We start from the raw sequence: 26506 nt of genomic DNA on the forward strand, positions 1-26506 counted from the left end.
GTAATTGATTTTCCGCCCGCCGGAGCTGTTATTGACCGAAAACTGGAAAGTGGTGCTGGAATATGGATATGTTGAAGCTCGTGGCGCTGGATGAGGAGGATTTGCAGGTCCTCTCCGCTCATCTTCAGGACGCAGTTTTGAAAGTATCCGATCTCCAGTATATCGGGAACGAAAAGCGCTTCATCCTGACGGCAAATCGTTTCGTCTGGGAAGAAAGCAAGCCGAAATTTCTGCGCAAACCGCAATTCCAACGCCGGAAAACGGCCCTGCACTTCAACCGTGTCGTTGCAGCCAAGGCGACGGGCATTGACCGCCAAAAACCGGATGAAGTGCTTTCCCTGATGGCCATTCAGTTCAGTGCCGGTGAAACACCTGCCGGAACAATAGAACTGACTTTTTCGGCAAATGCGGCTATCCGTCTTGAAGTAGAATGTATCGAAGCGCAAATGACGGACCTCGGCGCGGCGTGGGAAACGGAATCACTTCCTCGCCATAGCGTCTGAGAAAGGCTCATACTGAACCGCCTTTCGTCAGCCAGACGCCAGTCAGGCAAAGCATATTTGAAGGAATAGAAGCGTGGTCAAGACGCTCAGACAAACCGATCTCGATTTCGAAAAGAATTTCGCTACATTTTTGGCCAGCAAGCGCGAAGCTTCCGAGGATGTAGATCGCGCAGCACGCGAAATCGTTGATCGGGTGCGTCGTGAAGGCGACAGTGCACTCATCGATTATTCCCGCCGTTTTGATCGTATCGACCTTGAACAGACAGGAATTGCCGTCACCGAAGCGGAAATCGATGCAGCTTTCGAACTTGCTCCGGCATCGACTATCGAGGCTTTGAAACTGGCTCATGAGCGCATCGAAAAGCATCATGCGCGGCAATTGCCGAAGGATGACCGCTATACAGACGCGCTCGGCGTGGAACTCGGCTCACGCTGGACAGCCATCGAGGCTGTGGGGCTTTATGTTCCGGGAGGGACCGCAAGCTATCCCAGTTCTGTATTGATGAACGCCGTTCCTGCCAAAGTGGCAGGCGTAGAGCGCATCGTCATGGTGGTCCCGGCCCCCGACGGCATCCTCAATCCACTGGTTCTGGTGGCAGCTCGTCTGGCTGGCGTTTCCGAAATCTACCGTGTCGGTGGTGCGCAGGCTGTCGCAGCGCTTGCCTATGGCACCGAAACAATTCAACCGGTCGCCAAGATCGTCGGCCCAGGAAACGCCTATGTGGCGGCCGCCAAGCGCATCGTTTTCGGCACGGTTGGCATCGACATGATCGCCGGTCCGTCCGAAGTGCTGGTCATTGCCGACAAGGACAACAATCCCGACTGGATCGCGGCCGATCTTCTTGCGCAAGCGGAACACGATACTGCTGCACAATCGATCCTTATGACCAATGATGAGGCTTTAGCTCTGGCTGTCGAAGCGGCTGTCGAAAGACAGCTTCGTAACCTGCCACGCGCGCAAACCGCAGCCGCGAGCTGGCGTGATTTCGGTGCAATCATTCTGATCGATGATTTCGAAGCCGCTGTTCCTCTTGCCAATCGCATAGCAGCCGAGCATCTGGAAATCGCCACAGCCGATCCGGAAGCCTTGCTGCCAAAAATCCGCAATGCAGGATCGATCTTTATCGGCGGCTATACGCCGGAAGTGATCGGGGATTATGTCGGCGGCTGCAACCATGTTCTGCCAACGGCACGCTCGGCGCGTTTTTCATCCGGCTTATCCGTTCTCGATTATATGAAGCGTACATCGCTTCTCAAGCTCGGTCCTGATCAACTGCGTGTCCTCGGACCTGCAGCAATCGAGATCGCCCGTGCCGAAGGCCTTGATGCTCACGCGCAGTCTGTTGCCATCCGGTTGAATCTATGAGGTGACATGACTGCCGGTGTTCCAAATGCCCGCCTTGTTGACGTCGAGCTCGATGAGTCCATCGGGCGTTCGACGCCTGACGTCGAGCATGAACGTGCGGTGGCCATTTTTGATCTCATCGAAGAGAATTCTTTCCATCCTATCGGTGACGACACGGGCGGGCCTTACCGGCTAAAGCTTTCGTTGATGGAATCGCGACTGATCTTCGCCATCACCCGCGAAGCCGGCGAAGACGTCGCAACCCATATTCTCTCGCTCACGCCTTTGCGTCGTGTCGTTCGGGATTATTTCATGATTTGCGAAAGCTATTATCAGGCGATCCGTTCAGCCACACCGAGCAAGATCGAAGCGATCGACATGGGTCGCCGTGGATTGCACAATGAAGGATCACAAACACTTCAAGCTCGACTGAAGGGCAAGATCGAGGTTGATTTCAGCACTGCACGGCGGCTCTTCACGCTTGTCTGCGTTTTACACTGGAGGGGCTGATCATCGATGGCCATCACCGATGTACCTCCCGTGACTGCTAGTGCCGATGACTCCGAAGATCATAAACAGCGTTTGCCGACATCGCTGCTTTTCGTCTGCGGCAAGAATGCAATTCGTTCACCAATGGCGGAATTACTTGCAAGACAGGCCTTGCCACCCAATATTTATGTAGCTTCCGCCGGTGTGAAACGGGGCGAGCGCGATCCCTTTGTCGATGCTGTACTTCAGGAAGAAGGCTTATCGCTCGACAATCGGCAACCACGTGGCCTTGAAGAACTTGCGGATGGTTATTTCGATCTGATCGTAACGCTCACACCGCTCGCTCACCATACAGTGCTCGAGCGAATGCGCGGTTTCTCGGTCGATGTCGAATATTGGCCAACGCCGGACCCGACACTCGTGGCGGGTAGCAGAAGCCAGATCATGGCGGCTTATCGCGATGTGCGTGACCGTCTGAAGCGGCAAATCGTGCAGCGTTTTGACAAGAACGGTTCCGGGTAATACGGAACCGTTCTAACTCTTTGTTTTGTCGCATTATCCTACACAAAACTGCTTCGCATTTTTGCGGGAAATGCTCCGGCATTAAGTTCGCGGAATTCCGTTGTTCACAAATGCCGCCTAATCATATAGGTTCCGCGCAAATTCCGACCTAAAGACCGCTCGAGAGCGGCATTTTATCAAAGAAAGAAACAGGTATCGCATGGCGAAAGAAGAAGTCCTAGAATTTCCGGGTGTTGTTACGGAACTGCTGCCGAATGCTATGTTCCGCGTGAAGCTCGAGAACGAACATGAAATCATCGCTCATACGGCAGGCCGTATGCGCAAGAATCGCATCCGCGTTCTGGCCGGTGACAAAGTTCTGGTTGAGATGACCCCATACGATCTAACCAAGGGCCGCATCACCTATCGCTTCAAGTAAGCAAACCGTCCCCGTTCCAGGAAATGTCTATTCGATGAGCGCGCAACACAAGCTGGTTCTTGCCTCCGGTTCTCCACGCAGGATCGAGCTTCTTGGGCAAGCAGGCATCGAACCGGACCATATCTATCCGGCCGATATAGATGAAACGCCGCAGCGCGCGGAACACCCGCGCTCGCTGGCGCGACGTCTGTCGCGGGAAAAGGCGCGCAAGGCACAGGAACAGCTCAAGGACGATGCGAGTTTCGCCGATGCGTTCATTCTTGCGGCCGACACGGTTGTGGCTGTTGGTCGTCGCATTCTCCCAAAGACCGAGATCGCCGACGAAGCAAGAGAGTGTTTGCGTCTGCTTTCCGGACGTACACACAAGGTTTTTACAGGGGTAAGCCTTGTCTTGCCGAACGGGAATTTACGTCAGACGCTGGTTGAAACACGCCTGCGCTTCGAACGACTCTCTCGCCAGCAGATGGATGCTTATCTCTCGTCCGGTGAATGGCGGGGGAAAGCCGGCGGCTATGCTATCCAGGGACTGGCGGGTAGTTTCGTCGTGAAGCTCGTTGGCTCCTATACCAACGTAGTGGGATTGCCGCTGCAGGAAACCATAAGCCTGCTGAATGATGTCGACTATCCGGTTTACGCGAACTGGGATAGCGGGAAGGTCTGAAGAACAAGCATGAGCGACAAGAAGGACATAACAGCAGCAGCGGGTGCACGCGTGACACCGTTGCGTCCGACACGCCCTTGCCCGGAATGCGGAAAACCTTCAGCACGCGAATCCTATCCGTTCTGTTCGCCACGCTGTAAAAGCATCGATCTCAATCGTTGGCTGTCCGGCAGCTATGTACTGCCAGGAAAGCCGATTGACGAAGAGGAAGAAGAAGGGAACTAGGCGTTCCGCAAAGCGGCTTCCTCCAATAAAATCAGTTATTTATCAAAGATGTGAGAAAAGCTGATAAAAATTGCGATACGGTGCTGGACAGCACGAAATTTAATGCTATAACCCACCCACTTCCGGCGGAAACCAACACCGCCTTGAACAAGCAAGCTGCTTGTTACGGATGCCCGGATAGCTCAGTTGGTAGAGCAGCGGATTGAAAATCCGCGTGTCGGTGGTTCGAATCCGCCTCCGGGCACCATTTAAATCTTCATATATGTACATAGCTGTGCTTAGTTCACCGGATCTTTTGTGTGTTAGACTATCGGCATGATCGTCTGGAATGTTGACCTATTGGGTTTCCTCTGCAAGTGCTCGTAGTTTAATAAGCGCCCTCCAAATTCTTCCCCAAGTGAGGAAATCTCCATGCTCTGGACTTTGTTCGGCATTCTTTCGGGTGCCTGTATCGCCATTCAGGCTCCCATCAATGCGGCGCTCGCGCGCGGACTTGGTTCTCCGGTCACCGCAGCAGCGATTTCCTTTCTGTCAGGCGCAGTCATTCTTGGCATGATCGCAGCCATAACCGCACGTGCAACGGGCGCGATGCCCGCGTTCAACGTGCCTTCTGGCTGGCTGTTCGTGGCTGGCGGTGCGCTTGGCTGTATTTATGTGACAACATCTGTATTGCTCACACCACGCATCGGTGCTGCGGCCGTGATGGGGCTCGCAGTCGCCGGGCAATTGATGGCGGGGCTTGCCGCAGATCGTATCGGTTTTATGGGGGTAGCAGTGCGCGAAATCACTGCAGGGCGCGTAGCCGGAGCCGTATTATTGCTGACCGGCGCTTTGATGATCCGCTTTCTCTAGAGCGCATCCCGAAAAGTGTGAAACGGTTTTCGGACAAAGATGCGCGTTAAAACAGATAATTAGAGCGCCGATCTGATCCAATCAGATCGAAACGCGCTCTAAAAGCAAAAGCCGCGCTGTATTTTTTCAGCGCGGCTTTTTTTATCAACCCTTGAAGGTGTATTCCGTAATCGACAGCGGCTTCATTTCGATGGAGAAGCCCGGCAGCGATGGCGGCATATAGGCCGCATCCTTGATGATGCATGGTTCAATGAAGTGCTCGTGCAGATGATCGACATATTCGATCACGCGACCATCCATGGTGCCTGAAACGGCAACGTAATCGATCATCGAAAGATGCTGCACATATTCGCACAGACCAACACCACCTGCATGTGGCCAGACCGGCTTGTTGTACTTGGCAGCAATCAGCAGCACAGCCAGAACTTCATTCAGACCACCCATGCGGCATGAATCGATCTGAACGATGTCGATGGCGCCTTCTGCGATGAACTGCTTGAACATGATGCGGTTCTGGCACATTTCGCCGGTCGCTACCTTCACGTCGCCAATGGCTTCGCGGATTTTGCGATGACCTGCAACATCATCCGGGCTGGTCGGCTCTTCGATGAAGAACGGCTTTGAGAACGCAAGCTTATTGACCCACTCAATCGCCTGATCGACTTCCCACACCTGATTGGCGTCGATCATCAGATAACGGTCTGGACCGATGACTTCACGTGCGATGGTAAGACGACGAATATCGTCTTCAAGATCACGACCGACCTTCATCTTCACATGATTGAAGCCTTCGTCGATGGCTTCCTGACAAAGACGGCGCAGCTTTTCGTCGTCGTAGCCGAGCCAGCCAGCGGAAGTCGTGTAACAAGGATAGCCCTCGGCTTCGAGCTTCGCGATACGCTCCGCCTTACCGCTTTCTGCTTTGCGCAGAATTTCAACGGCTTCGTCACGGGTCAGCACGTCGGTCAGATAGCGGTAGTCGACGATGTCGGCGATTTCCTCTGCTGAGAGTTCCGACACCAGACGCCAGACCGGCTTGCCGGACTGCTTTGCCAAAAGATCCCAGAAAGCGTTGACGACAGCACCGGTTGCCAGATGCATCGCACCTTTTTCAGGGCCGATCCAGCGTAGCTGGCTGTCGCTTGTCAGATGGCGCCAGAACTTGCCAGGTGCGGAGCGGACAACGTCGAGATCGACGCCAACCACCAGATGGCGCATCGCAAGAATAGCCTGACAGCAGATGTCATTGCCGCGACCAATGGTGAAGGTGAGGCCATGGCCCTTCAGCGCTTCGTCATCCGTATCGAGGATGACATAAGCTGCCGAGTAGTCCGGGTCCGGATTCATCGCGTCAGAACCGTCCAGACTTTGCGAAGTCGGGAAGCGCAGATCAAAAACGCGCAGATCAGTAATTTTGGTCATTTGTAATTCCGCGATCCGAACATGATCCCCAAAAGTAGCAACGCGTTTTGGGAATCATGCTCAAAAAAATTAAACGTCAGCGCGCACGTTCTGCTTCTGCGAGCCGAGGCCTTCAATGCCGAGTTCGACAGTGTCGCCAGCCTTGAGATAGCGCGGTGGCTTCATGCCCATGCCGACGCCGGGAGGTGTGCCAGTGGAGATGATGTCGCCGGGCTGCAGAGACATGAACTGAGAGAGATAGGAAACGAGGTAGCGCACGCCATAAACCATGGTCTTGGACGAGCCGTCCTGCATGGTTTCGCCATTGACCTTGAGCCACATGGCAAGGTTCTCAGGATCAGCGATTTCTTCCTTCGTCACCAGCCATGGGCCGGTTGGACCAAAAGTGTCGCAGGATTTGCCCTTGGTCCACTGACCCTGGCGCTCGATCTGGAATGCGCGTTCGGAGACGTCGTGGATGGTGCAGTAACCGGCGACATAATCAAGCGCATCGGCTTCGCTGACATACTTCGCGGTCTTGCCGATCACGATGCCGAGCTCCACTTCCCAGTCGGTCTTTTCAGAACCGCGTGGGATGAGAAGGTCGTCATTCGGGCCAACGATGGCAGAGGTTGCCTTCATGAAGATGATTGGTTCGGATGGAACGGTTGCACCCGTTTCCGCCGCATGGTCGGAATAGTTGAGACCGATGCAGATGAACTTGCCGGTGCCAGTAATGCAAGGACCAAGACGCGGATTGCCTTCAACCTTTGGCAGAGAATTCACATCGAGCGAACCGAGCTTGGCAAGCGCTTCAGGGCTCAAAGCGGCACCCGACAGATCGCTCACATGAGCGGACAGATCACGGATATTGCCGTCAGCATCGAGAAGGCCCGGCTTTTCGTGACCGGTTTCGCCATAGCGAAGAAATTTCATGAGTTTACTCCTTTGCGGGGATAGAATTGGCAGCTTGGACTAGATCGTCCAGCCACCGTCGATGTTGTAAGCCTGACCCGTGGTATAGGTGGCACCAGCGAGATAGACCGCGAGATCCGCGATCTCTTCCGGCTGGCCAATACGGCCAATCGGCTGACGGGCGATGAAGGCTGCGCGCTGCTCTTCATAATCACCTTGCGCGCGCAGACGATCCTGCAGCGACGGGCTTTCAACTGTACCGGGGCAGATGGCATTGCAGCGGATGCCTTTGGCAACATAATCGGCAGCAACAGCCTTGGTAAGACCGATGACGGCAGCCTTGGTGACGCCATAAGCAAAGCGGTTCGGCACGCCCTTCACGCTTGAAGCAACCGACGCCATGTTGACGATTGCGCCGTCTTTGCGTTCCAGCATTCCCGGCAGCACCGCACGGATGGTGCGGATCATCGCCTTGACGTTTAGATTGACCGCAAAGTCGAGGTCTTCATCCTTCATTTCCAAAATCGAACCGCCATGGACAACACCTGCGCAGTTAAACAGGATATCGACCTGACCGATTTCAGTAACGAGTGACTTCACTTCCGCCTCATCAAGCACGTTGAGCTTGCGCGTGATGATGTTAGAGACACTTTCGAGTTCTTTGAGTGCTGCCTCGTTGATGTCAGTCGCATAGACCTTGGCACCGGCCTCAGCAAAAGCCAGCGCACTCGCACGACCAATGCCCTGAGCTGCGGCTGTCACCAGCGCGGTTTTTCCATCAAATCGTATCGTCATCTTTATGCCTTCCGTTCAACAAGCAGGATGTGGTCGCAAGCAAGCACCACTTCGTCCCGCTGATTAAGCACTTCGCACCGCTCAATAACGCGGCCCAAATTTGTCCGTTTCGGATCATCTTCCTTGGCACTGATCGTCACGCGCGTGCGGATCGTATCGCCGATATGCACCGGACGCACGAAACGAAGGCGATCATAGCCATAGGAAAACGCAACAGGGTTAATAAGCGTCGCCGTCAATCCAACGCCGATAGCAAAGATCATCGTGCCATGGGCAATGCGCTGACCACCTGGCAATGTCTTGGCAAATTCCGCATCCATATGGTGCGGAAAGAAATCACCCGTATGTCCAGCGTGCACCACGAAATCCGTTTCGGTGATGGTGCGGCCATAGGTTACGCGCTCATGGCCAAGTTCATAATCTTCAAAATAGATCGTCTGTTCGGACATGATTAAAACTCCGGCTTTGCAACGAGCGGGGTAGCGGGTGAGCTACTTGACTGATAGGCCGCTTCGACCAATGCCATTGTATGCCAGGCATCCTCGACCGAGCCGATGAGTGCTGCATCTTCACCGCACGCAAAACGCTGCAACTGCGCCATGCGATTGAGAAATGCATCCGGGAACCACGCGCCTTCAAGCGCGACCTGCACCCAATCGTCGCCACCCTTCGGCTTGATCCAGAGCTCGTCCGGTTCGCCACGCGGATAGTCGAGATTAACGCCAAGCTTCACGTAGGCAGCACCCTCAGTTCCACAAATGCGGAACTCGCAGGCCTGAAACTTGCGGCCAAAATCATGATCGTGATTGATCGACAGAGCACAGCGGACACGGTTGCCATAATCGAGGATTGCAGCCGTGCGCGTCTGGGCAACTTCGTGGTTTGGATGCCCGATAGTCTTCGCGTGAACGCCTTGCGGATTACCGAGCAGACCGCGCACGAAATCCAGATAATGGATCGAATGCATGGCGATCTCAATGCGCGGCAGGCCTTTTAGGAAAGGCCACAGACCCCAAGGAGTCGCAAGCGCCAGCCATGCATCGAAATCCACGACTTCGCCGAGCAAGCCCTTATCGACGGCATCGTAAAGTGCCAACATCATCGGGGCGAAGCGAAGCTGGAAGTTGACCGCAGCTTTGAGATTGCGCGCGCGGCAAACCTTCAGGATTTCCGTAGCGCTACCTAAATCACTGCCCATCGGCTTCTGAATGAGACACGCAGAACCTTCCGGTAATTGCGCGAGGATCGAAGCATGGGCTGAAGGCGGCGTTGCGAGATCGAAGATCGCGCCTTCAACCGCAATCGCTTCTTCAAGGCTTCCAAAAGCCTTTACTCCCCACTGGTCAGCCAAAGCTTTGGCCTTCTCGAAATTGGGATCAAAAATCCCAGCAACCGGTAAGCCGCCCTGCTTATAGGCGGGCAGATGCGCGTCGCCGACAATGCTACCTGCACCGAAGATCACGATGGGCTTCGGCTCAGACGGCTTGGCCCACCATTGGCGCAAGGTTTTGGGATCGAAGGTCTCAGTCATGATGGAAAACCTCCTCCATCATTGCCCACCACTCGCCCTCTTTACGGGTTTCAAGCGGCTTCTGGCATGGCATGCAAACCGACCACCATTCCTGATTTTTAGGGTTATCAGCCATCTTCTTCATGTCGGCCTCGAAGTCTTGGCCGACATATTCCCACGTACCGAAAAGCAGGTTCTCAGGCTCTTTCAAAAAGATCGTATAATTGGTGATATTGCACTCGGAAATGAGCGCCAGAATTTCCGGCCACACGCTCGCATGCAGCTTTTTATATTCTGCGATCTTTTCAGGCTTGAGCCCGATAACCATGCCCATACGTGTACTCATGCCGCGCTCACGATCTCACGGGTGAACTCAGCAACAGAACGGCTGCGAACGGCGTCCCAATCCCACTCGATACCAATGCCCGGCTCGGACGGCGCGATGGCGTGGCCATCGCGGATTTCCATGCTCTTGGTGGTCAGATCATCGAGCTGCGGGATATATTCGACATAACGGCCATTCTGCACCGCGCAGGTGAGGCTGACATGCAGCTCCATCAGGAAGTGCGGGCAAACCGGAATATCGAAGGCTTCCGCCGCATGTGCCACTTTCAGCCATGGCGTGATGCCGCCGATGCGCGCCACATCGACCTGTACGATGGAGCAAGCGCCCTTCTGCATATATTCGCGGAAATGGCGGATCGAATAGATCGATTCACCCACTGCAATTGGCGTCGCGGTCGAGCGCGTCAGGCGGATATGACCATCAAGATCATCCGCCGGAAGCGGCTCTTCGATCCACGCCAGATCAAGTTCTTTCAGACGTTCTGCGCGACGGATCGCTTCATCCACCGTAAAGCCCTGATTGCAGTCGGTCATGATCTCAAAGCCGTCACCAACGGCTGCACGAACAGCCGCCAGACGCGCATAGTCTTCCGAGCCATGCGGCTTGCCGATCTTCACCTTGGAACCGGAGAAACCTTTGGCTTTGGCTTGCAGAGCATCCTCGACCAGCGCTTCTTTTTCGATATGCAGCCAGCCGCCTTCGGTCGTGTAAAGCGGACAACGATCCTTGGCACCGCCTGCAAGTTTCCACAGCGGCAGGTTTTGTTTCTTCGCACGCAGATCCCAGAGGGCAGTATCAATGGCAGCAAGTGCTAAGGCTGTAATCGCGCCAATGGTTGTGGCGTGGGTCGCAAATTCGAGCTTACGCCAGATCGCCTCAATGCAATCCGCATCTTCATCGATAATCAACGGCACCAGATGGTCGTTCAACAGGCGCATGACGGACGAGCCGCCAGTGCCGATGGTGTAGCTATAGCCGGTGCCGACCGCACCATCACTATCGGTGATGGTAACGATAGGCGTTTCCTGGCTGACAAAGCTCTGGATCGCATCGGTACGCTTGACCTTCGGCTGAAGGTCGACCATGCGCAGTTCGACTTTTTCAATGCGTGCCATGATTATACCGCCAAACTCTTGCCGCTTGCCGCATCAAACAGATGCGCCTGCGACAAATCAAAATGCATGGAGATTGCTTCACCGGAATTGAGAGGGCGCGGGTTGAGCATACGTGCCACCCATTCCTTGCCTGCGAACTCGGCGAAGACCAGTGTTTCATTGCCGAGCGGCTCGGTGATCGAAACGCGCATGTCTTTTTCGTGCACGGCGTCGCCGGTGGAAATGCCGTGACCTTTCGGGAAGATATCGTCCGGACGCAGACCGAATGTGACCTTTGCACCATCCGTGACCTTGGCCTTGAATTGTGCTGGCACTGGCAGACGGTCGCCACTGGCAAAGACCAGTTCCGAACCCTGCACGGTGGCCTCGGCCATATTCATCGGCGGCGAGCCGATAAAGCCCGCAACAAACTGCGTTGCCGGACGCTTGAACACTTCATCCGGCGTTCCGACCTGTTCAATATGTCCATCGCGCATGATGACGATGCGGTCGGCCAGCGTCATGGCCTCAACCTGATCATGCGTCACATAAACGACTGTAGACTGCACCTTGGCATGAAGCTTCTTGATCTCCGTGCGCATTTGCGTGCGCAGCTTCGCATCGAGGTTCGACAGCGGCTCGTCGAACAGAAACACTTCCGGATTGCGCACGATAGCGCGACCCATGGCAACACGCTGGCGCTGACCGCCCGAAAGCTGTGCCGGACGGCGTTCCATCAAGGCTTCGAGGCCAAGAATGGCTGACGCTTCATTGACGCGACGGTCGATTTCCGCTTGCGGCTGCTTGGCAATTTTGAGCGAGAAACCCATGTTCTCGCGCACCGACATATGCGGATAAAGCGCATAGGACTGAAACACCATGGAGATGTTGCGGTCACGCGGCGGCAGATCATTGACGACTTTGCCGCCGATTTCGAGCGCACCGTCGGAAATGCTCTCAAGACCCGCAATCATGCGCAGCGTCGTGGACTTGCCACAGCCGGATGGACCGACCAGCGCTACAAACTCCTTGTCGGCGATTTCGAGATTGATGCCATGCACCACTTCGACATTGCCGTAGCGCTTGACGAGATTTTTAATGGAAAGCTGAGCCATTGTAATATCAACCTTTAACCGCGCCGAACGTCAGACCAGCAACAAGATGCTTCTGGACGATGAATGTGAGGGTCAGCGCCGGAATAATCATCACGACCGCCAGCGCGCACATGCCGCGCCAGTCGATGGTGAATTCAGCGGTGTAATCGAGAAGACCAACAGGAAGGGTCTTGGAATTGACGGAACGGGTAAGCTGGGAAGCCAGCGCATATTCGTTCCATGAGGTGAGGAAGGCGAAGATGCCTGCGGTCGCAATGCCGGGACCAGCCAGCGGGAATTCCACCTGCCAGAAAGCCTGCCAGCGCGTGCAACCGTCAATCTGGGCTGCTTCCGCCAGATCCTTTGGCACCTGACGGAAGAAGCCGTCGATCAGCCAGATCGTGAATGGCACATTGAGCGCCACATAGGTCAGGATGAGGCCGAAATGCGTGTCGATGATGCCGATACGGGAAAAGACCATGAAGAGCGGCAGCGAAAGCGCAATGCCCGGCACCGAACGCGTCAGCATGAGGCCCAGAAAGGTGGTCGACTTGCCCCAGAAGCGGAAGCGCGCAAAGGCATAGCCGCCCGAAACGCCAACGATCAGCGCGATGAAGGTGGATGTGACCGAGATAATCAGCGAGTTGCGGAAATAATCCCAGACCGGAATACCACCACCGCCTGCGCCTGAGAACATGGCGCGATAAGCCTCGAAGGTGATTTCCTGCGGAATCCAGACCGGCGGCTTTGCCATGATTTCCACCGGCGGACGCAGCGAGGACAGCACGATCCACAGGCCGGGCAGGCAAATGATCGCCATCGCCAGAAACAGGCCGATCAGGTAGGCGACTTTCTTGACGCGACGTAGCAGGCGATGCTGATCATTAGAGAGGGTTGTTGATGCCATGATTACCACTCCGCTCCAATTTGCGCGCGTGCGGCTGCAAGCTTGCGGAAGAACATTACGGTGAAGAGGATCGAAAGCAGGATCGCGACATAGGCCATGGCATTGGCCAAGCCCATCTGCGCATCCGAATAGGCGGTGCGCCCAACCAGCGTCCAGATCAGCTCGGTTCGCCGTGCCGGGCCACCGTCGGTCATGATCTTCACGATGTCATAAGCGCGCGCCACATCGAGCGAACGAATGGTCATTGCAATGAAAGCAAATGGCATCAGGTAAGGCCAGATGACATAGCGGAACGTCTGCCATGGCGTGCAGCCGTCAACGCGCGCGGCTTCAACCGGGTCCTGCGGCATGGACAGAAGACCGCCCAGAATGAGGATTGCGAATACCGAGGTCGACATCCATACTTCTGCGAGCAAAATCGCAAACAGCGCCAGATTGCCGTCGATCAGCCATGGAATGGCGGTGTCGGTGATACCCAGCGATTGCAGCGCATTGTTCACGAGACCGATATTGTCGTTGAACATGAATTTGAACTGGAAGCCGACCAGAACCGGTGAAAACATCATCGGGAACATCATCAGCGTGCGCAAAACGCGCTGGCCATGGGTCGCCTTGTTGATGAGCAGCGCCAGTCCAAGGCCGAGCAGCATTTCCAGATTGAGCGCGATGGTGAGGAAGATCACCGTGCGGATGAATGCAGCCCAGAACACCCAATCGCTCATGATGCGCTGATAATTGCGCAAGCCGATGAAGTTGAACAGGCTGTCAGGGCGCGTCAGCCGGAACGGCGTGAAGCTTGAATAAAGCGAAAGCGCGAGGGGAAACAGAACCACCGCTGCAAGGATGATAATGGCCGGAAGCAAAAGCAGAACCGGCGGGGAAATTCGTTTAAACATTGTTCTTCCGAAGCGGTGCGTTGATAAGCAGCATCAAGGCATACGCGCATCTTATCCAAAAACCGCTACGCACTTTTTGGGATGCGCTTGGAATGGCCCGCCCCGTTCAGAACGGGCCATGAAGTCATAGTTTAAATCAAACGGCGTGCTCAGAGTTCGCCAGCATCCTCAAGGATCTGCGTTGCCTTCTTGGCTGCATCGTCAAGCGCCTGCTGTGAGGTCTTGTCGCCAAGAATCGCTGCCTGAAGTTCAGGATAGACAGCGTTGGAAATTTCGATCCATGACGGGGTCTGCGGAACCGGGAAAGCGGTCTTTGCCGTTTCCTGGAATACCGACAGAACTTCCTTCTTGTATGGATCGGAAGCAGCCTGTTCGATGACATAATCCCAGACAGCGGTGCGGGTTGGCAACGTGCCTGCAGCCGATTCCTGCTTCTGCGAATCCTCGTTGGTCAGGAACCAGACGAGCGAAGCAGCAGCTTCCTTGGTGGCGCAGGATTCGGTGACCGAGAAGCCGTGATGGCCCGACCAGCCGGTGCGCTTGCCGGAAGAACCTGTCGGAGGCGGAACGATACCGACATTGCCTGCGACCTTCGACGACTTTGGATCGTTGAAATAGGTCGCCCAGCCCGGCCAATCCAGGTTGATTGCGATGGTGCCGGATGCAAAGCCAGCGCCCAGCTCATCCCAGAGATAGTTGGTGGTGCCTGCAGGAACGGCCTTGGCCTTGTAGAGATTGACGAACCAGTCGAGCGCACGGACACCGGCTTCGGAATTGAAAGCTGGCTTGCCGTCCTTGAGATATTCGCCGCCTTCAGCGACTAGCATTTCATAGAAGCGGCCATTGATGGCTTCTTCCTTGCCCGCAAACTGCGTGCCATAGAAATTCGGCGGATCGGCAAAGAACACAGCCTGATCGGAAACTTCTTTCCAGGTCTTTGGCGGCGCCAGATCGTAGCCGTATTTTTCCTTGAACGCGGTCTTCTTGGCGTCGTCTTCGTAAAGGCTCTTCTGATAGTAGAGCGCCGAGACGTCGAACTGCGCGCGCGGCAGCATGACCAGCTTGTCGTTGAGCGTCGAAGCCTTGATCACCGAAGGCACGAAACCTTCGATTTCGCCCGATGGAAGCAAACCATTCAAGTCGGCATAGAGATCAGGATATTGCGGTGCAAAAGACGAATGGTTGGAGCCGACGCACCAGTTGATCGAGCCCGACGCGATGTCCGACTTGATTTCCTTGTCCAGCTCGAAGTGGTTCTTCTTGGACAGGATATTGACCTTGGCACCGGTCGCCTTTTCCCATTCGGCAATGCGCGAATACAGCGCTTCATATTGCTGACCGCCGATCAGCTTGGCGTTTACGGTTACGCCTTCAAATTTACCCGGCAGATCGGCCGCACCAGCGGACCCCATTGCCAATGCCAATAGAGCAGTTCCCGCCAGGCAGGACGCTTTGAAATTCATGATGCTTCTCCTCCTCACGACGGGCTTTTCCCCGGCCCGCCCCCAATTGTGAATTTGGTATTTATATGCAAACATAATATTCACACCCGGTCAAGGCGCTTTCGATGCGTTCACGACTTTCGTCATTTGCAATGTTCGTATATGAAGAAGGCTATTCATGAAGGGGACGAGTTTGGAAACAGATGACCGTTATCGCGCGCCAGCGCTGGACAAGGGGCTGGACATTCTCGAATTGCTGGCAAGCGTTGATGGAGGTCTCAGCCAGGCCGAGATTGCCAAGCACCTCGACCGCAGCCCCAACGAATTTTATCGGATGCTTGACCGGCTGGTGAAGCGCGGATACGTCACAAAGCTCGAAGGCGACCGCTATTCACTGACGCTCAAGCTGTTCGGTCTTGCACACCTTCATGCACCGGTGCGCAGACTTGCTTCCTTTGCCACGCCCTTCATGCGCGAGCTTGCCGATCGTTCGAAACAGGCCAACCAGCTTGCCGTGTTCGATCGCGGCTCTGTCGTGGTCATCGCACAGCAGGAAGCCCCGGACTACTGGGGGATTTCGATCCGTGTCGGTTCGCATATCAGCCTGTTCGACACCGGTTCCGGCCATGTGCTTCTCGCCTTCCGATCCCCGGAAGACCGCAAGATGATGATTACCGAATATGTTAAAGACAGTGAAAGCGTAAAGCTCGATCAGAGTTTTTATGAACGTCTCGATCAGATTCGCGAACGCGGATACGAAATGATGCCCAGCGCCCAGGTCGCGGGCGTCTACAACCTCTCGGCTCCCATTCTCGGACCGGACGGCACATGCATTGCAGCGCTTACCTGCCCCTATGTTACGCTCGTCAATTCGGCTTCCGCACCCGATATCACGCAGACCATCAGCCTACTGCAAAAGACCGTCAAAGACCTCTCGAAACTGGTTGGCTCTGATATCGTTGCTGCGGATTAGGGACTGCGGAAATTCTTATTTGAAAACTCTCTTCTTTTTTGAAAGTATGTCATCGGAGGAGAGTTTCCATGATTATCGATACCCATCTGCATCTGATAGACAAAAGCGCGCTTAATTATCCGTGGCTGGGCGGTGTTCCGGCGCTCGACCGCAACTTTCTGTTTGAGACCTATCGGAAGCAGGCTGAGCGCTGCGGCATCAAGGCGGCACTGCATATGGAAGTGGATGTGGCAGCCGATGCCATTCAGGCTGAAACGGACCACATTCAGGAGATTTCAATCGCGAATGGTGGTTTCATAAAAGGTGCAATTGCCTCCTGTCGCCCGGAAGAGCCGGGATTCGCGGAATATCTGGAGCGACAGCGCAGCAATCCTTTCGTCAAAGGGTTTCGCCGCGTGCTGCATGTCGTGCCTGATGACGTTTCTGAGGGTGCTCTTTTCCGCGAGAATATCAAGCGGCTGGAAGGCACCGGCCTGACCTTCGATCTCTGCACACTGCCGCACCAGATCGACAAGGTGACGGCACTGGCCGATCTAGCGCCGGACGTGCAATTCGTGCTCGATCACTGCGGCGTTCCAGACATCAAGTCAGGTGCGCTGGAAGTCTGGCAGAAGGGCATTACCGAGATTGCGCAGCGCGACAATGTGACGGCAAAGATTTCCGGTGTGGTTGCCTATGCCGATGCTGAAAGCTGGACCGTCGACACCGTGCGCCCCTATGTCGAGCATGTCATTCAGGCCTTTGGCTGGAAGCGGATCGTGTGGGGAAGCGACTGGCCGGTCTGCACACTAGCGAGCAATATCGATGCAGGTCTTTCAACATGGGTGGCAACAACCCATGCGCTTCTTGAAGGATGCGGCGAAGACGAAAAAGCGCTGCTTCTCTCCGAGAATGCAACGCGTCTCTGGAAACTTTAAAATTGATCAGGCTGGCGGCAAGCCGCCAGCCTTTCCGTATAAATCAGAAGCTTTCGCGGAAAAGCCAGTTGAGATCGGCGATAACATCTTCCGCCTTCTCATTGTCCAGCAAGCCCTTGTTGATACGCTCGGAGGCCGCTTCCTGAAACGGCATATAGCCATCGTGACGCGGACGCACCCATGCGCCTTCCAGCGTTGCACGCGTGTCGCGATAGAAGTCGGACGTCGCGGCATTCACAGTGTCGTCTTCCCATGCTTCCGCGTGTCCCGGCTGACCATTGGAGGCCGCGTAAAGCCCCTTCTGCACGTCGCCACTCGCAACCCAATAGGCAAAATCGATAGCGGCTTCCGAATGCTTGCTGAAGGCTGAAACCGCAATCCCCGTGCCGCCCAGAGCAGAGCCTGCAACACCTGCGGCGCCCGCTGGAATATCGGCAAAGCGGATCAGGCGGTCGCGGAAACCCGGCATGGCATAATTCACATAGCCGTAGATCAGCGGTGAGCACGCGATTTCGGATTCAGGCTTTGCCATTTCCTCGAACACGGCAATCGGATCCATGCCGAAACATTCCGGCTTTACGAGCGAAGCAATTTCGCGCAGTTGCTCGAAAGCTTGTGAGCCGTCCTCGACAGAGACCAACTCGCCTTCGACCGCGCAAGGCGTTCCGGCATTGGCAACGAGTGTATAAAAGCACATCAGCGAATGCGGCGAGCGCAGTGGCAGCAGAACTTTCCCGGCGCGGGCAAGACGCAGCACCTCGCCCCATGAGGTGGCTGGCTTGTCCATCAGGTCCGAACGCCATGCCTGAACCTGCGTTGCAGCATCCAGCGGAAACGCCCATTGCCGCCCCTGCCAGTTATAGCTTGGGAAGGATTGACCCACAGAGCCATCGGCAAGCGCCTTCAACTCGGTTTCGCGGCCCGGCACATCAAGCGGCAGCAGACAGCCTTCCTTGGTGATCTGACCCACATGCGGATGGTCGATCACGATCATATCGAAATTGCGCGCCAGTTCCTCAACCGGAAAGGTCTCGAAATCCTGTAGCGACCGCTTTTCCCACTTGATCTCAACGCCTTTGTCCGCGAGCCATTGTTCGGCCCCTGCAGCCATCGGATCGTAGCCGCGCGGGTGGCTCCAGGTCATGCCTTTAAGCTTGATCTTGCTCATAGACCGAACTCCTCGCGTATTTGCTCGCTATTTTCGCCAATGCGCGGTGCGGCGCGTGCCACCTTCGGGCGCTGCCCATTGATGCGCAGCGGTGAACGTGTGGTGGTGATGGAAACATCATCCTCACGCGTCACTGTCTGGAGCATGTCGAGGACCGAAAAGCCTTCACTTGCAAGCAGTTCTTCCCAGTTGAGAACGCGGGCGCACCAGATATCAGCCGGTTCCAGAATGGCGAGCCATTCATCGACGGTCTTCTCGGCAATGCGATCAGCGATCAGGCGCTTGATGTCATCACGTTTGGCAAAAGCGCTTTTGGGATCATCGGCAAACGGGATGAGCGTATCCGCCTCCAACAGTGGCGCCAGTTTCGCAATCGGCATCATGGCAATGGCAAGATAGCCGTCCGCAGCCGGATAGACGCCATAGGGTGCAGCAAGATAGGCATGGGCGCTGCGGAAATCGGAACGTTTCGGCAGGCGACGACCATCATTGAGATGGGTGGTCAGCACTTCAAACTGGAAATCAACCAGCGCTTCGAGAAGGCTGGTTTCGACATGAGAGCCTTTGTTGGTGATGCCGCGGCGAACCAGCGCTGCAAGAATTCCCTGTGCGGCCGCAGCCCCTGCCAGCATATCGGCAACAGCAAGACCGAAGGGCACGGGCCCCTGCCCTTCATCGCCATTCAGCCACATGAGGCCCGAACGCGCCTGCGCCAGCAGATCCTGTCCGGGACGACCGACCCATGGACCTTCTTCGCCATAGCCGCTGATCGATGCATAGACGAGACGCGGATTGATTTCTTTGGCTGCCTCGTAATCAAGACCAAGACGCTTGATGACACCGGGACGAAAATTCTGGATCAGCACATCGGCCTGCGTGAGAAGCTTCTTCAACGCAGCCAGATCGTCGGGATTCTTGAGGTCGATCGCAAGGCTGTCCTTGCCGCGATTGATGGCATGAAAAATCGTGGAATCACCGCCAATCTCCGTGTCGCTCAGATAAAGCCTGCGCGAGAGATCGCCGCCATCGGGCCGTTCAATCTTGATAACGCGTGCGCCCAGATCCATCAGACGCAACGAGCAATAAGGCCCCGACAGAAACTGGCTCATATCGACAACAACAAGCCCGCTCAGCGGCAGTTCGCTTTCCGACATCGGGAAATTCCCTCCTCATGAATTTCTTATGTGAATATAGTCTTCACATATGGATTTATGGAAGGCAAGACTGAAATTGGGCTTAGAATGCAAAAACGCCGCCCGGTTGGGCGGCGTTTTCAGTCGCTATTTGATGAATTCGATTGCGTGTTAAACCTCATTGCTGGCCAGTTCCAGCAAGGTCCAGACGTGATCTGCGAATGAGTTCCACACTTCGATCCGGTAGTGATCGGCATCCCACTTCAACAGAATGATCTGAGCGTGATCGAAGATCGTGCGGGCAGCACCCGGAGCCTTCATCTGCGAAAGGTCAAGCGGTGACGCAGCATTCAACAGCCATTCGGCTTTGGGTCCGGAAATATCGATGCCGGTTTCGCGATGACTAACCTCAGTGAGGCTATGAGGCTCGGTTTCATAAAGCTTGGCAAAGGCCTGCACGATAGCTGCGCCCTTGGCTTCCTCGGCCCAGATATACCATTCATCCGGTCCGATACAGGCGACAGCAATATCGCCGGTGCGCGCAAGACCACCGATCCTGGCCGGGATTTTTGCGCCCAGTGCCTTTTCAGCCAAAGCGAGTTTTGCCGGAGCAATGCGCAGGATGAAGCGGGCGGCGTCATCGGCTGCATGGATTTCCAGACGACCGGGAATGACGACCTTGCGGTTCGAATAAGGTTTTGTCTCAACAAGCATGGTTCAATCCTTATCCGTTCAACTTCTTGCCTTCGGGATCATAGAAGACCATGCCCGAAACAACCGCTTCATGTACTGTACCATCAGGCATCGGCATATAAAGCGTTTCGCCCATACGATCCTTGCCGCCTGATACCACGGCCATGGCGATAGAGCGGCCAAGCGCCTCGCTCCAATAGGACGAAGTAACATGACCAAGCATGGTCATCGGCAGCGCCTGTTTTGGATCGGCGACAATCTGCGCCCCTTCTTCCAGCACCAGCTTCGGATCGTTGGTGAGCAGGCCCACGAGATGCTTGCGATCTGATTTCAGCATGTCCGGACGCGCCAGCGAACGCTTGCCGACGAAATCCGGCTTCTGCTTGCCGACGGCCCAGCCAAGGCTTGCATCATCCGGTGTCACCGTGCCGTCAGTATCCTGACCGACAATGATATAGCCTTTTTCAGCGCGCAGAACGTGCATGGTTTCGGTGCCGTAAGGTGTGATGTCGTACTGCTGGCCGGCCTCATAAAGCGCCTTCCACAACGACAGACCGTAGCGCGACGGCACGTTGATCTCGAAGCCCAGTTCGCCGGTGAAGCTCATGCGGAACAGACGCGCCGGCACGCCAAGGAATGTGCATTCAGCAACCGACATATGCGGGAAGGCTTCGTCCGAAATATCCAGACCTTCAACCATCGGCTCGATGAGCTTGCGCGCATTCGGGCCATTGATTGCCACCACTGCCCATTGTTCGGTGGTCGAGGTCAACGAGACTTTCAGCTCCGGCCATTCTGTCTGCAGATAATCTTCCATCATGTTGAGAACACGCGCGGCACCGCCGGTTGTGGTCGTCACATGGAAGCGATCCTGCGTCAGACGGCCGACAACACCGTCATCGCGGATGAAGCCATCTTCGCCAAGCAGCAGACCATAACGGCAGCGCCCGACACCAAGCTTCGTCCATGGATTGGTGTACATGCGGTTCATGAATTCGGCTGCATCCGGACCGACCACTTCGATCTTGCCAAGCGTGGAGGCGTCGAACATGCCGAGCGACTGGCGGGTCGCCTTGCATTCGCGTGCCACGGCCTGATGCATGTCTTCACCGGTTTTCGGGAAGTACCATGCGCGACGCCACAGCGACACAGGCTCGAAAGCAGCGCCGTGCTGTTCGGCCCAGCTATCGATTGGCGTCTTGCGTGTCACATCAAACAGTTTGCCGCGATTGTAACCGCAGAAAGCGCCAAAGGTCGTCGGCGTATAAGGCGGACGGAACGTTGTGAGGCCAACCTGCGGCGTCGGACGCATGAGCGCATCGGCTGCAACAGCCAGACCGTTGATGTTCGAGGTCTTGCCCTGATCGGTCGCCATGCCATTGGTGGTATAGCGTTTGACGTGCTCGATGGAGTGAAAACCCTCGCGCACCGCCAGACGAATATCCTTGGCGGTCACATCGTTCTGGAAATCGATGAAAGCCTTGGCTTTGCCCGGATCGCGATCGGTTGGCAATTCGCGACAGCTCACGCCATCGCAGACAAAATCGCCGGCAACCGCATATTCAGACGCCTTAGCCTTATGCCCGGCATCATTGGCAGCAGCGGCACCCGCTTCTGCACCTTCACGAAGAGCAGCCTGCAGATCGAAATTGCCATTGCCTGCACCGGCACAGCGGCTTTCCTCGGTGCGTTCGCCCGGCAGATAGATTTGGCGCGCCTCATCCCAGACGAGTGAGCCCTTTGTGTGCGAGAACAGATGCACACTTGGATTCCAGCCGCCTGACATCAGCAGCACATCGCAGGCAATCGTGCGCGCAGCACCGACAGAGCCGTTAGAAACCGGATTAGCCCGCACGGACGACACACGATGGCGTCCGCCGGTATCCGTCACAGTCCAGCCAGTCAGCGTCTCGATGCCGAGCATTTTGGCGCGGTTGACGAGGCTGTCGGCAACACTTGAACGCACATCGATGATGGCCGGGACCTTGACGCCTGCAACAGCGAGATCGAAAGCCGCAAGCCATGCACTGTCATGCGAGGTGACGACGACAGCCTGATTGCCGACCTTGACGCCATAGCGATTGAGATAGGTGCGTGCGCTCGATGCCAGCATCACGCCGGGACGGTCATTGCCTGCAAAGACCAGCGGCTTTTCGATAGCGCCCTGCGCCAGCACCACCTGTTTTGCGCGCACGCGCCACATGCGTTCACGCGGTGCATTGGCGGCAGGCTTTGCCTGATGATCGGTCAGGCGTTCGCAAAGGCCGACCATGTTTTGATGGTAATAGCCGATGGCCGTCGTGCGCGGCAAAAGCGTGACATTCGGATTGGCTTTCAGCGCTTCTATGGTTTCATTGAGCCAGTCCCAGCTTGCGCGGCCATTGATGACCGGCTCCGGTTCCGACAGAAGCGAGCCGCCAAATTCGGCCTGCTCGTCAACGAGGATAACCTTCGCACCGCTTTTTGCGGCCTCTAAAGCAGCCGCCAGACCGGCAGGTCCACCACCCGCGATCAGCACATCGCAGAATGCATAGCGGCTGGCATAGGTGTCCGGATCGGGTTCGGATGGCGATTTGCCAAGACCGGCAGCGCCTCGGATGAAAGGCTCATAAACCTTGTTCCAGAAGCTCTTCGGCCACATGAAGGTCTTGTAGTAAAAGCCTGCCGAGAAGAACATGTAGAACGCGTCATTGATCGCGCCGACATCGTGCTTGAGCGACGGCCAATGGTTCTGGCTTTCGGCTTTCAGTCCGTCATAGAGTTCCAGCACCGTGGCGCGGGTATTCGGCTCAAACCGGCCCGGCCCGCGTGAAACGCCCATCAGCGCATTTGGCTCTTCGGAACCGGCAGAAAGAATGCCGCGTGGGCGGTGATATTTGAACGAACGACCGGCCAGATGCTCGCCATTGGCAAGCATGGCGGATGCCAGCGTGTCGCCTTCAAAGCCGGAATAGGTCTTGCCGTTGAAGCTGAACCGCACGGACTTGGCCTTGTTGACACGGCCTTTATTATGAATGCGCATATCGGTCATTATTTCGTCTCCGCAGCCGGAGTTTGTTCAAGCTTTGGGCGTGGTTCACCGGCCTTGTAGGTGGTGACAAACTTGTCGCTCACCGTGTCGCGTACAGCATTGAAAAAGCGGCCACAGCCGTTGATATGCCGCCAGCGTTCATAATGGGTGCCGCGCGGATTGGTACGCGTGAACAGGAAATCACGCCATTCGTCATCGCTCAGAGTGGACGGATCGGCAGGCCGCGCGATATGCGCTTCGCCTGCATAGGCGAATTCCAGTTCCGGCCGTTCCATCTCGCAATAAGGGCAACGGATAAGAAGCATGTTTTATCTCCCTTAGTGCGCAACGGCGGCAGCAGCCGCTTCATCGATCAGGCGACCGGTGGTGAAACGTTCAAGCGTGAACGGCGCATTGATCCAGTGTGGTTCATCGCGGGCGATCGTATGCGCAAAGACATGCGCCGAACCCGGCGTTGCCTTGAAGCCGCCCGTACCCCAGCCGCAATTCACGAAGAGGCCCGGAACCGGGGTCTTGCCAATAATCGGCGAACGATCCGGCGTGACGTCAACAATACCACCCCATTTGCGCAGCATTCGCATACGGGTGAAGATCGGGAAGACTTCGCAGATGGCCGCAAGCGTATGCTCGATCAGCGGCAGACCACCGCGCTGGCTGTAAGACACATACTGGTCAGTACCGGAACCAATCACCAGCTCGCCCTTGTCAGACTGGCTGATATAGGCATGAACCGTGTTGGACATGACCACGCAAGGGAAGATCGGCTTGACCGGCTCGGACACCAGCGCCTGTAGCGGGAAGCTTTCAAGCGGCATACGAACGCCTGCCGTGTCCATGACAATGGATGTGCTGCCAGCAGCAGAAACCGCCACTTTCTTCGCCTTGATGAAACCGCGTGGCGTATCCACGCCGGTCACGCGACCCGATGCATCGCGGCGGATTGCTGTGACGGGGCAATTCTGGATGATATCAACGCCGCGCTCCGTCGCACCGCGTGCATAGCCCCAGGCAACCGCATCGTGACGGGCCACGCCGCCGCGCCGCTGCAAGGTTGCACCAACAACCGGATAACGGGCATTGGCTGAAATATCGAGCGGCGGGCAATATTCCTTCGCCTGCTCCTTGGTCAGCCATTCATTGTCGATGCCATTGAGACGATTGGCATGGATATGGCGCTTGAAGCTCTGCACATCATGCACCGTATGTGCCAGCATCATAACACCGCGCTGCGAGAACATGACATTGTAGTTGAGGTCCTGGCTCAAGCCTTCCCACAGCTTCATCGCATGTTCGTAAAGATGCGCGCTCTCATCATAGAGATAGTTGGAGCGGATGATCGTGGTGTTACGCCCCGTATTGCCGCCGCCAAGCCAGCCTTTTTCGATAACCGCGACATTGGTGATGCCATGTTCCTTCGCCAGATAATAGGCGGCACCCAGACCGTGCCCGCCTGCGCCGACGATGATTACGTCATATTCGGCCTTGGGTTCGGCATTCGGCCATTGCGGCTTCCAGTTCTTGTTGCCGGAAAGCGCATTTTTAATAATAGAAGCTGCAGAAAAACGGGACATGGACAACCACCAGTTTCGCGACCGCAAGCGCCGTGTCGGCGCAAGCGAAGCCTTTGATGATATTTCTATTGTTTCCGTTTCAAACCCGACAGCAGGCTTGCGTCAAAAGACGCCACAAATACGACATGCCCACCATTTCGCGACATCTCGTCCGCCCCAAACAAGTGGCTCCGCGTCTGCAACCTGACGGCAAAGCAGTTTCAAAAATCGCCCCTGTAAAATAGGACAACATTATTGTCCTTTTCCCTTTTCTTTTATTGCGCAAAGGTCTAGGCATTCTTTCGTAAAATCGCGCCCAAAATAAAAGAAACGCAAGAAAGGTGATTCCGTGACTAAGGAGAATCTACTCGAAAGCGCACTCGTTCGTCTGGACGAAGCGGCAAGCCACATCAACATCGATGCGGATGTCATCGAGAAGCTGAAATATGCGCGTGAGACCATGAAAGTGCGTCTGATGATTCGTATGGATGACGGTTCGCGCAAATCCTTTCTTGCATGGCGCTGCCGTTATGATGATACGCGCGGCCCGACGAAGGGTGGCATCCGCTATCACCCGGAAGCGACCGCTGAAGAAGTCGAGACGCTGGCCTTCTGGATGACTTTCAAATGCGCGGTCATGAACCTGCCTTATGGCGGCGGCAAGGGTGCTATCCAGGTCGATCCACGTCAACTTTCAAAGGCTGAACTGGAACGTCTTTCACGCGCCTACATCCAGGCTTTCTCCGGCATTATCGGGCCGGATCGCGACATTCCGGCACCGGATGTCTACACCAATTCCATGATCATGGGCTGGATGGCAGACGAATATTCCCAGATCGTCGGACAGTCCTCGCCTGCCGTCATCACCGGCAAGCCGCTGGCGCTTGGCGGTTCGCTCGGACGCAATGATGCAACCGCACGCGGCGGCTTCTATCTGGTGCGTCATCTGTCACACGATCTGGGCCTTGCCTCGCAGCTTCGCGTCACGGTTCAGGGTTTCGGCAATGCCGGTCAGTTCATCGCCAAGCTGATGGCGAGCGATGGTCACAAGATCGTTGCCGTATCGGATTCGTCCGGTGCTGTTTATTGCGCCAATGGTCTTGATCTCGATGCGCTTCTGGAAGCTAAGGCACAGAACAAGTCGGTTGTTTCAACGGCTGGCAAGAACGGCCATGAAGCGATCACGCCGGATGAGCTGGTTGCAGCCGAATGCGATGTTCTCGTGCCAAGCGCCATGGAAAACATGATCCACGCAGACAATGCGGCATCCATCAAGGCAAAGCTGATTGTCGAGCTTGCGAATGGTCCTGTCACGCCGGAAGCAGACCAAATCCTTGCGAATAACGGCGTCATCGTTCTGCCGGATATTCTGGCCAATGCCGGTGGCGTGACAGTTTCCTATTTCGAATGGGTGCAGAACCGTCAGGGCTATTACTGGACGCTTGAAGAAATCCATGAGCGCCTGAAAACCATCATGGAGCGTGAAGGCCGCGCCATCTGGAACCATGCCAAGCAGCACAATGTGACAGTTCGCTCGGCAGCTTATGTTCATGCGCTGCAGCGTCTTGCACAGGCTATTGAAGCACACGGCACGCAAAACGATTTTGCTGCCTGATCCAGCCTTTT

Annotated in this window: 28 protein-coding genes and 1 tRNA gene; 12 read left to right on the top strand and 17 right to left on the bottom strand. The window is 55.7% G+C overall.

Features of this window, described 5'->3' with window-relative positions; translation table 11 throughout:
- Positions 1–62 precede the first annotated feature (62 nt).
- The 9 genes from FIB18_RS08245 to FIB18_RS08285 all read left to right on the top strand — a co-directional run bounded on the left by FIB18_RS08245 (position 63) and on the right by FIB18_RS08285 (position 5015).
- Positions 63–503: a DUF2948 family protein gene (locus FIB18_RS08245; RefSeq protein ID WP_140020234.1), complete on the top strand. Its 441-nt coding sequence runs from the start codon at positions 63–65 to the stop codon at positions 501–503.
- A gap of 73 nt (positions 504–576) precedes the next feature.
- Entirely contained in the window at positions 577–1869 is a 1293-nt protein-coding gene (hisD, locus tag FIB18_RS08250) for a histidinol dehydrogenase (RefSeq protein ID WP_140020235.1), read from the top strand.
- Positions 1870–1875: 6 nt separating this feature from the next.
- A complete protein-coding gene (locus tag FIB18_RS08255) occupies positions 1876–2358 on the top strand; it encodes a UPF0262 family protein (RefSeq protein WP_140020236.1) in 483 nt (160 codons plus the stop codon).
- 6 nt (positions 2359–2364) lie between these two features.
- Positions 2365–2859 carry an arsenate-mycothiol transferase ArsC gene (locus FIB18_RS08260; RefSeq protein ID WP_140020237.1) on the top strand — a complete coding sequence of 165 codons (495 nt, stop codon included), beginning with the start codon at positions 2365–2367 and terminating at the stop codon, positions 2857–2859.
- Between the two features lie 199 nt (positions 2860–3058).
- Positions 3059–3277, top strand: coding sequence for a translation initiation factor IF-1 (gene infA / locus FIB18_RS08265; RefSeq protein ID WP_002965531.1), 219 nt, complete (start codon positions 3059–3061; stop codon positions 3275–3277).
- A 34-nt stretch (positions 3278–3311) separates the two neighbouring features.
- Complete coding sequence (locus FIB18_RS08270) at positions 3312–3938, top strand: Maf-like protein (protein ID WP_140020238.1); 627 nt, start codon at positions 3312–3314, stop codon at positions 3936–3938.
- Between the two features lie 9 nt (positions 3939–3947).
- Positions 3948–4163 carry a DNA gyrase inhibitor YacG gene (gene yacG / locus FIB18_RS08275; RefSeq protein WP_140020239.1) on the top strand — a complete coding sequence of 72 codons (216 nt, stop codon included), beginning with the start codon at positions 3948–3950 and terminating at the stop codon, positions 4161–4163.
- A 171-nt stretch (positions 4164–4334) separates the two neighbouring features.
- Positions 4335–4410: transfer RNA gene (locus tag FIB18_RS08280), tRNA-Phe, on the top strand.
- Positions 4411–4574: 164 nt separating this feature from the next.
- Positions 4575–5015: a DMT family transporter gene (locus FIB18_RS08285; protein WP_140020240.1), complete on the top strand. Its 441-nt coding sequence runs from the start codon at positions 4575–4577 to the stop codon at positions 5013–5015.
- A 144-nt stretch (positions 5016–5159) separates the two neighbouring features.
- On the opposite strand, the gene FIB18_RS08290 is transcribed toward FIB18_RS08285, so the two are convergent.
- From FIB18_RS08290 to FIB18_RS08340, 11 genes are all read right to left on the bottom strand, one after another.
- Positions 5160–6437, bottom strand: coding sequence for an L-fuconate dehydratase (locus FIB18_RS08290; protein ID WP_140020241.1), 1278 nt, complete (start codon positions 6435–6437; stop codon positions 5160–5162).
- A gap of 69 nt (positions 6438–6506) precedes the next feature.
- The gene (locus FIB18_RS08295; protein WP_140020242.1) at positions 6507–7352 is read right to left on the bottom strand and encodes a fumarylacetoacetate hydrolase family protein; all 846 of its coding nucleotides are present in this window, start codon (positions 7350–7352) and stop codon (positions 6507–6509) included.
- 39 nt (positions 7353–7391) lie between these two features.
- A complete protein-coding gene (locus FIB18_RS08300) occupies positions 7392–8126 on the bottom strand; it encodes an SDR family oxidoreductase (RefSeq protein ID WP_140020243.1) in 735 nt (244 codons plus the stop codon).
- A gap of 2 nt (positions 8127–8128) precedes the next feature.
- Positions 8129–8575 carry a MaoC family dehydratase gene (locus FIB18_RS08305; RefSeq protein WP_140020244.1) on the bottom strand — a complete coding sequence of 149 codons (447 nt, stop codon included), beginning with the start codon at positions 8573–8575 and terminating at the stop codon, positions 8129–8131.
- 2 nt (positions 8576–8577) lie between these two features.
- A complete protein-coding gene (locus FIB18_RS08310; protein WP_140020245.1) occupies positions 8578–9657 on the bottom strand; it encodes a Gfo/Idh/MocA family protein in 1080 nt (359 codons plus the stop codon).
- Positions 9650–9982: an L-rhamnose mutarotase gene (locus FIB18_RS08315; protein WP_095445976.1), complete on the bottom strand. Its 333-nt coding sequence runs from the start codon at positions 9980–9982 to the stop codon at positions 9650–9652. Before FIB18_RS08315 ends, FIB18_RS08310 begins: the two co-directional genes overlap by 8 nt.
- Positions 9979–11097 carry a mandelate racemase/muconate lactonizing enzyme family protein gene (locus FIB18_RS08320; RefSeq protein ID WP_140020246.1) on the bottom strand — a complete coding sequence of 373 codons (1119 nt, stop codon included), beginning with the start codon at positions 11095–11097 and terminating at the stop codon, positions 9979–9981. Before FIB18_RS08320 ends, FIB18_RS08315 begins: the two co-directional genes overlap by 4 nt.
- A 2-nt stretch (positions 11098–11099) precedes the next feature.
- Positions 11100–12191: an ABC transporter ATP-binding protein gene (locus FIB18_RS08325; RefSeq protein ID WP_140020247.1), complete on the bottom strand. Its 1092-nt coding sequence runs from the start codon at positions 12189–12191 to the stop codon at positions 11100–11102.
- A gap of 7 nt (positions 12192–12198) precedes the next feature.
- Positions 12199–13077, bottom strand: coding sequence for a carbohydrate ABC transporter permease (locus FIB18_RS08330; RefSeq protein ID WP_140020248.1), 879 nt, complete (start codon positions 13075–13077; stop codon positions 12199–12201).
- A gap of 2 nt (positions 13078–13079) precedes the next feature.
- Positions 13080–13973 carry a carbohydrate ABC transporter permease gene (locus tag FIB18_RS08335; protein ID WP_061344912.1) on the bottom strand — a complete coding sequence of 298 codons (894 nt, stop codon included), beginning with the start codon at positions 13971–13973 and terminating at the stop codon, positions 13080–13082.
- Between the two features lie 149 nt (positions 13974–14122).
- A complete protein-coding gene (locus FIB18_RS08340) occupies positions 14123–15436 on the bottom strand; it encodes an ABC transporter substrate-binding protein (protein ID WP_140020249.1) in 1314 nt (437 codons plus the stop codon).
- Between the two features lie 157 nt (positions 15437–15593).
- On the opposite strand from FIB18_RS08340, the gene FIB18_RS08345 reads away from it, so the two are divergent.
- The gene (locus tag FIB18_RS08345) at positions 15594–16388 is read left to right on the top strand and encodes an IclR family transcriptional regulator (RefSeq protein WP_140020250.1); all 795 of its coding nucleotides are present in this window, start codon (positions 15594–15596) and stop codon (positions 16386–16388) included.
- Positions 16389–16456: 68 nt separating this feature from the next.
- Positions 16457–17305, top strand: coding sequence for an amidohydrolase family protein (locus tag FIB18_RS08350; protein WP_140020251.1), 849 nt, complete (start codon positions 16457–16459; stop codon positions 17303–17305).
- Between the two features lie 43 nt (positions 17306–17348).
- Here the strand turns inward: FIB18_RS08350 and FIB18_RS08355 are convergent, their stop codons facing one another.
- The 6 genes from FIB18_RS08355 to FIB18_RS08380 all read right to left on the bottom strand — a co-directional run bounded on the left by FIB18_RS08355 (position 17349) and on the right by FIB18_RS08380 (position 24901).
- Positions 17349–18473, bottom strand: coding sequence for an extracellular solute-binding protein (locus tag FIB18_RS08355; RefSeq protein ID WP_140020252.1), 1125 nt, complete (start codon positions 18471–18473; stop codon positions 17349–17351).
- The gene (locus tag FIB18_RS08360) at positions 18470–19627 is read right to left on the bottom strand and encodes a CaiB/BaiF CoA transferase family protein (RefSeq protein ID WP_140020253.1); all 1158 of its coding nucleotides are present in this window, start codon (positions 19625–19627) and stop codon (positions 18470–18472) included. The genes FIB18_RS08355 and FIB18_RS08360 overlap by 4 nt, the downstream gene beginning before the upstream one ends.
- Positions 19628–19777: 150 nt before the next feature.
- The gene (locus FIB18_RS08365; RefSeq protein WP_140020254.1) at positions 19778–20320 is read right to left on the bottom strand and encodes a sarcosine oxidase subunit gamma; all 543 of its coding nucleotides are present in this window, start codon (positions 20318–20320) and stop codon (positions 19778–19780) included.
- Between the two features lie 10 nt (positions 20321–20330).
- Positions 20331–23330 carry a sarcosine oxidase subunit alpha gene (locus FIB18_RS08370; protein WP_140020255.1) on the bottom strand — a complete coding sequence of 1000 codons (3000 nt, stop codon included), beginning with the start codon at positions 23328–23330 and terminating at the stop codon, positions 20331–20333.
- A complete protein-coding gene (locus FIB18_RS08375) occupies positions 23330–23635 on the bottom strand; it encodes a sarcosine oxidase subunit delta (protein ID WP_140020256.1) in 306 nt (101 codons plus the stop codon). Before FIB18_RS08375 ends, FIB18_RS08370 begins: the two co-directional genes overlap by 1 nt.
- Positions 23636–23647: 12 nt before the next feature.
- Positions 23648–24901, bottom strand: coding sequence for a sarcosine oxidase subunit beta family protein (locus FIB18_RS08380; RefSeq protein ID WP_010658072.1), 1254 nt, complete (start codon positions 24899–24901; stop codon positions 23648–23650).
- A gap of 328 nt (positions 24902–25229) precedes the next feature.
- On the opposite strand from FIB18_RS08380, the gene FIB18_RS08385 reads away from it, so the two are divergent.
- Positions 25230–26495, top strand: coding sequence for a Glu/Leu/Phe/Val family dehydrogenase (locus FIB18_RS08385; RefSeq protein ID WP_140020257.1), 1266 nt, complete (start codon positions 25230–25232; stop codon positions 26493–26495).
- The last annotated feature ends 11 nt before the right edge of the window (positions 26496–26506 follow it).

The sequence above is a fragment of the Brucella pecoris genome (assembly GCF_006376675.1).
Classification (GTDB): Bacteria; Pseudomonadota; Alphaproteobacteria; order Rhizobiales; family Rhizobiaceae; genus Brucella; species Brucella pecoris.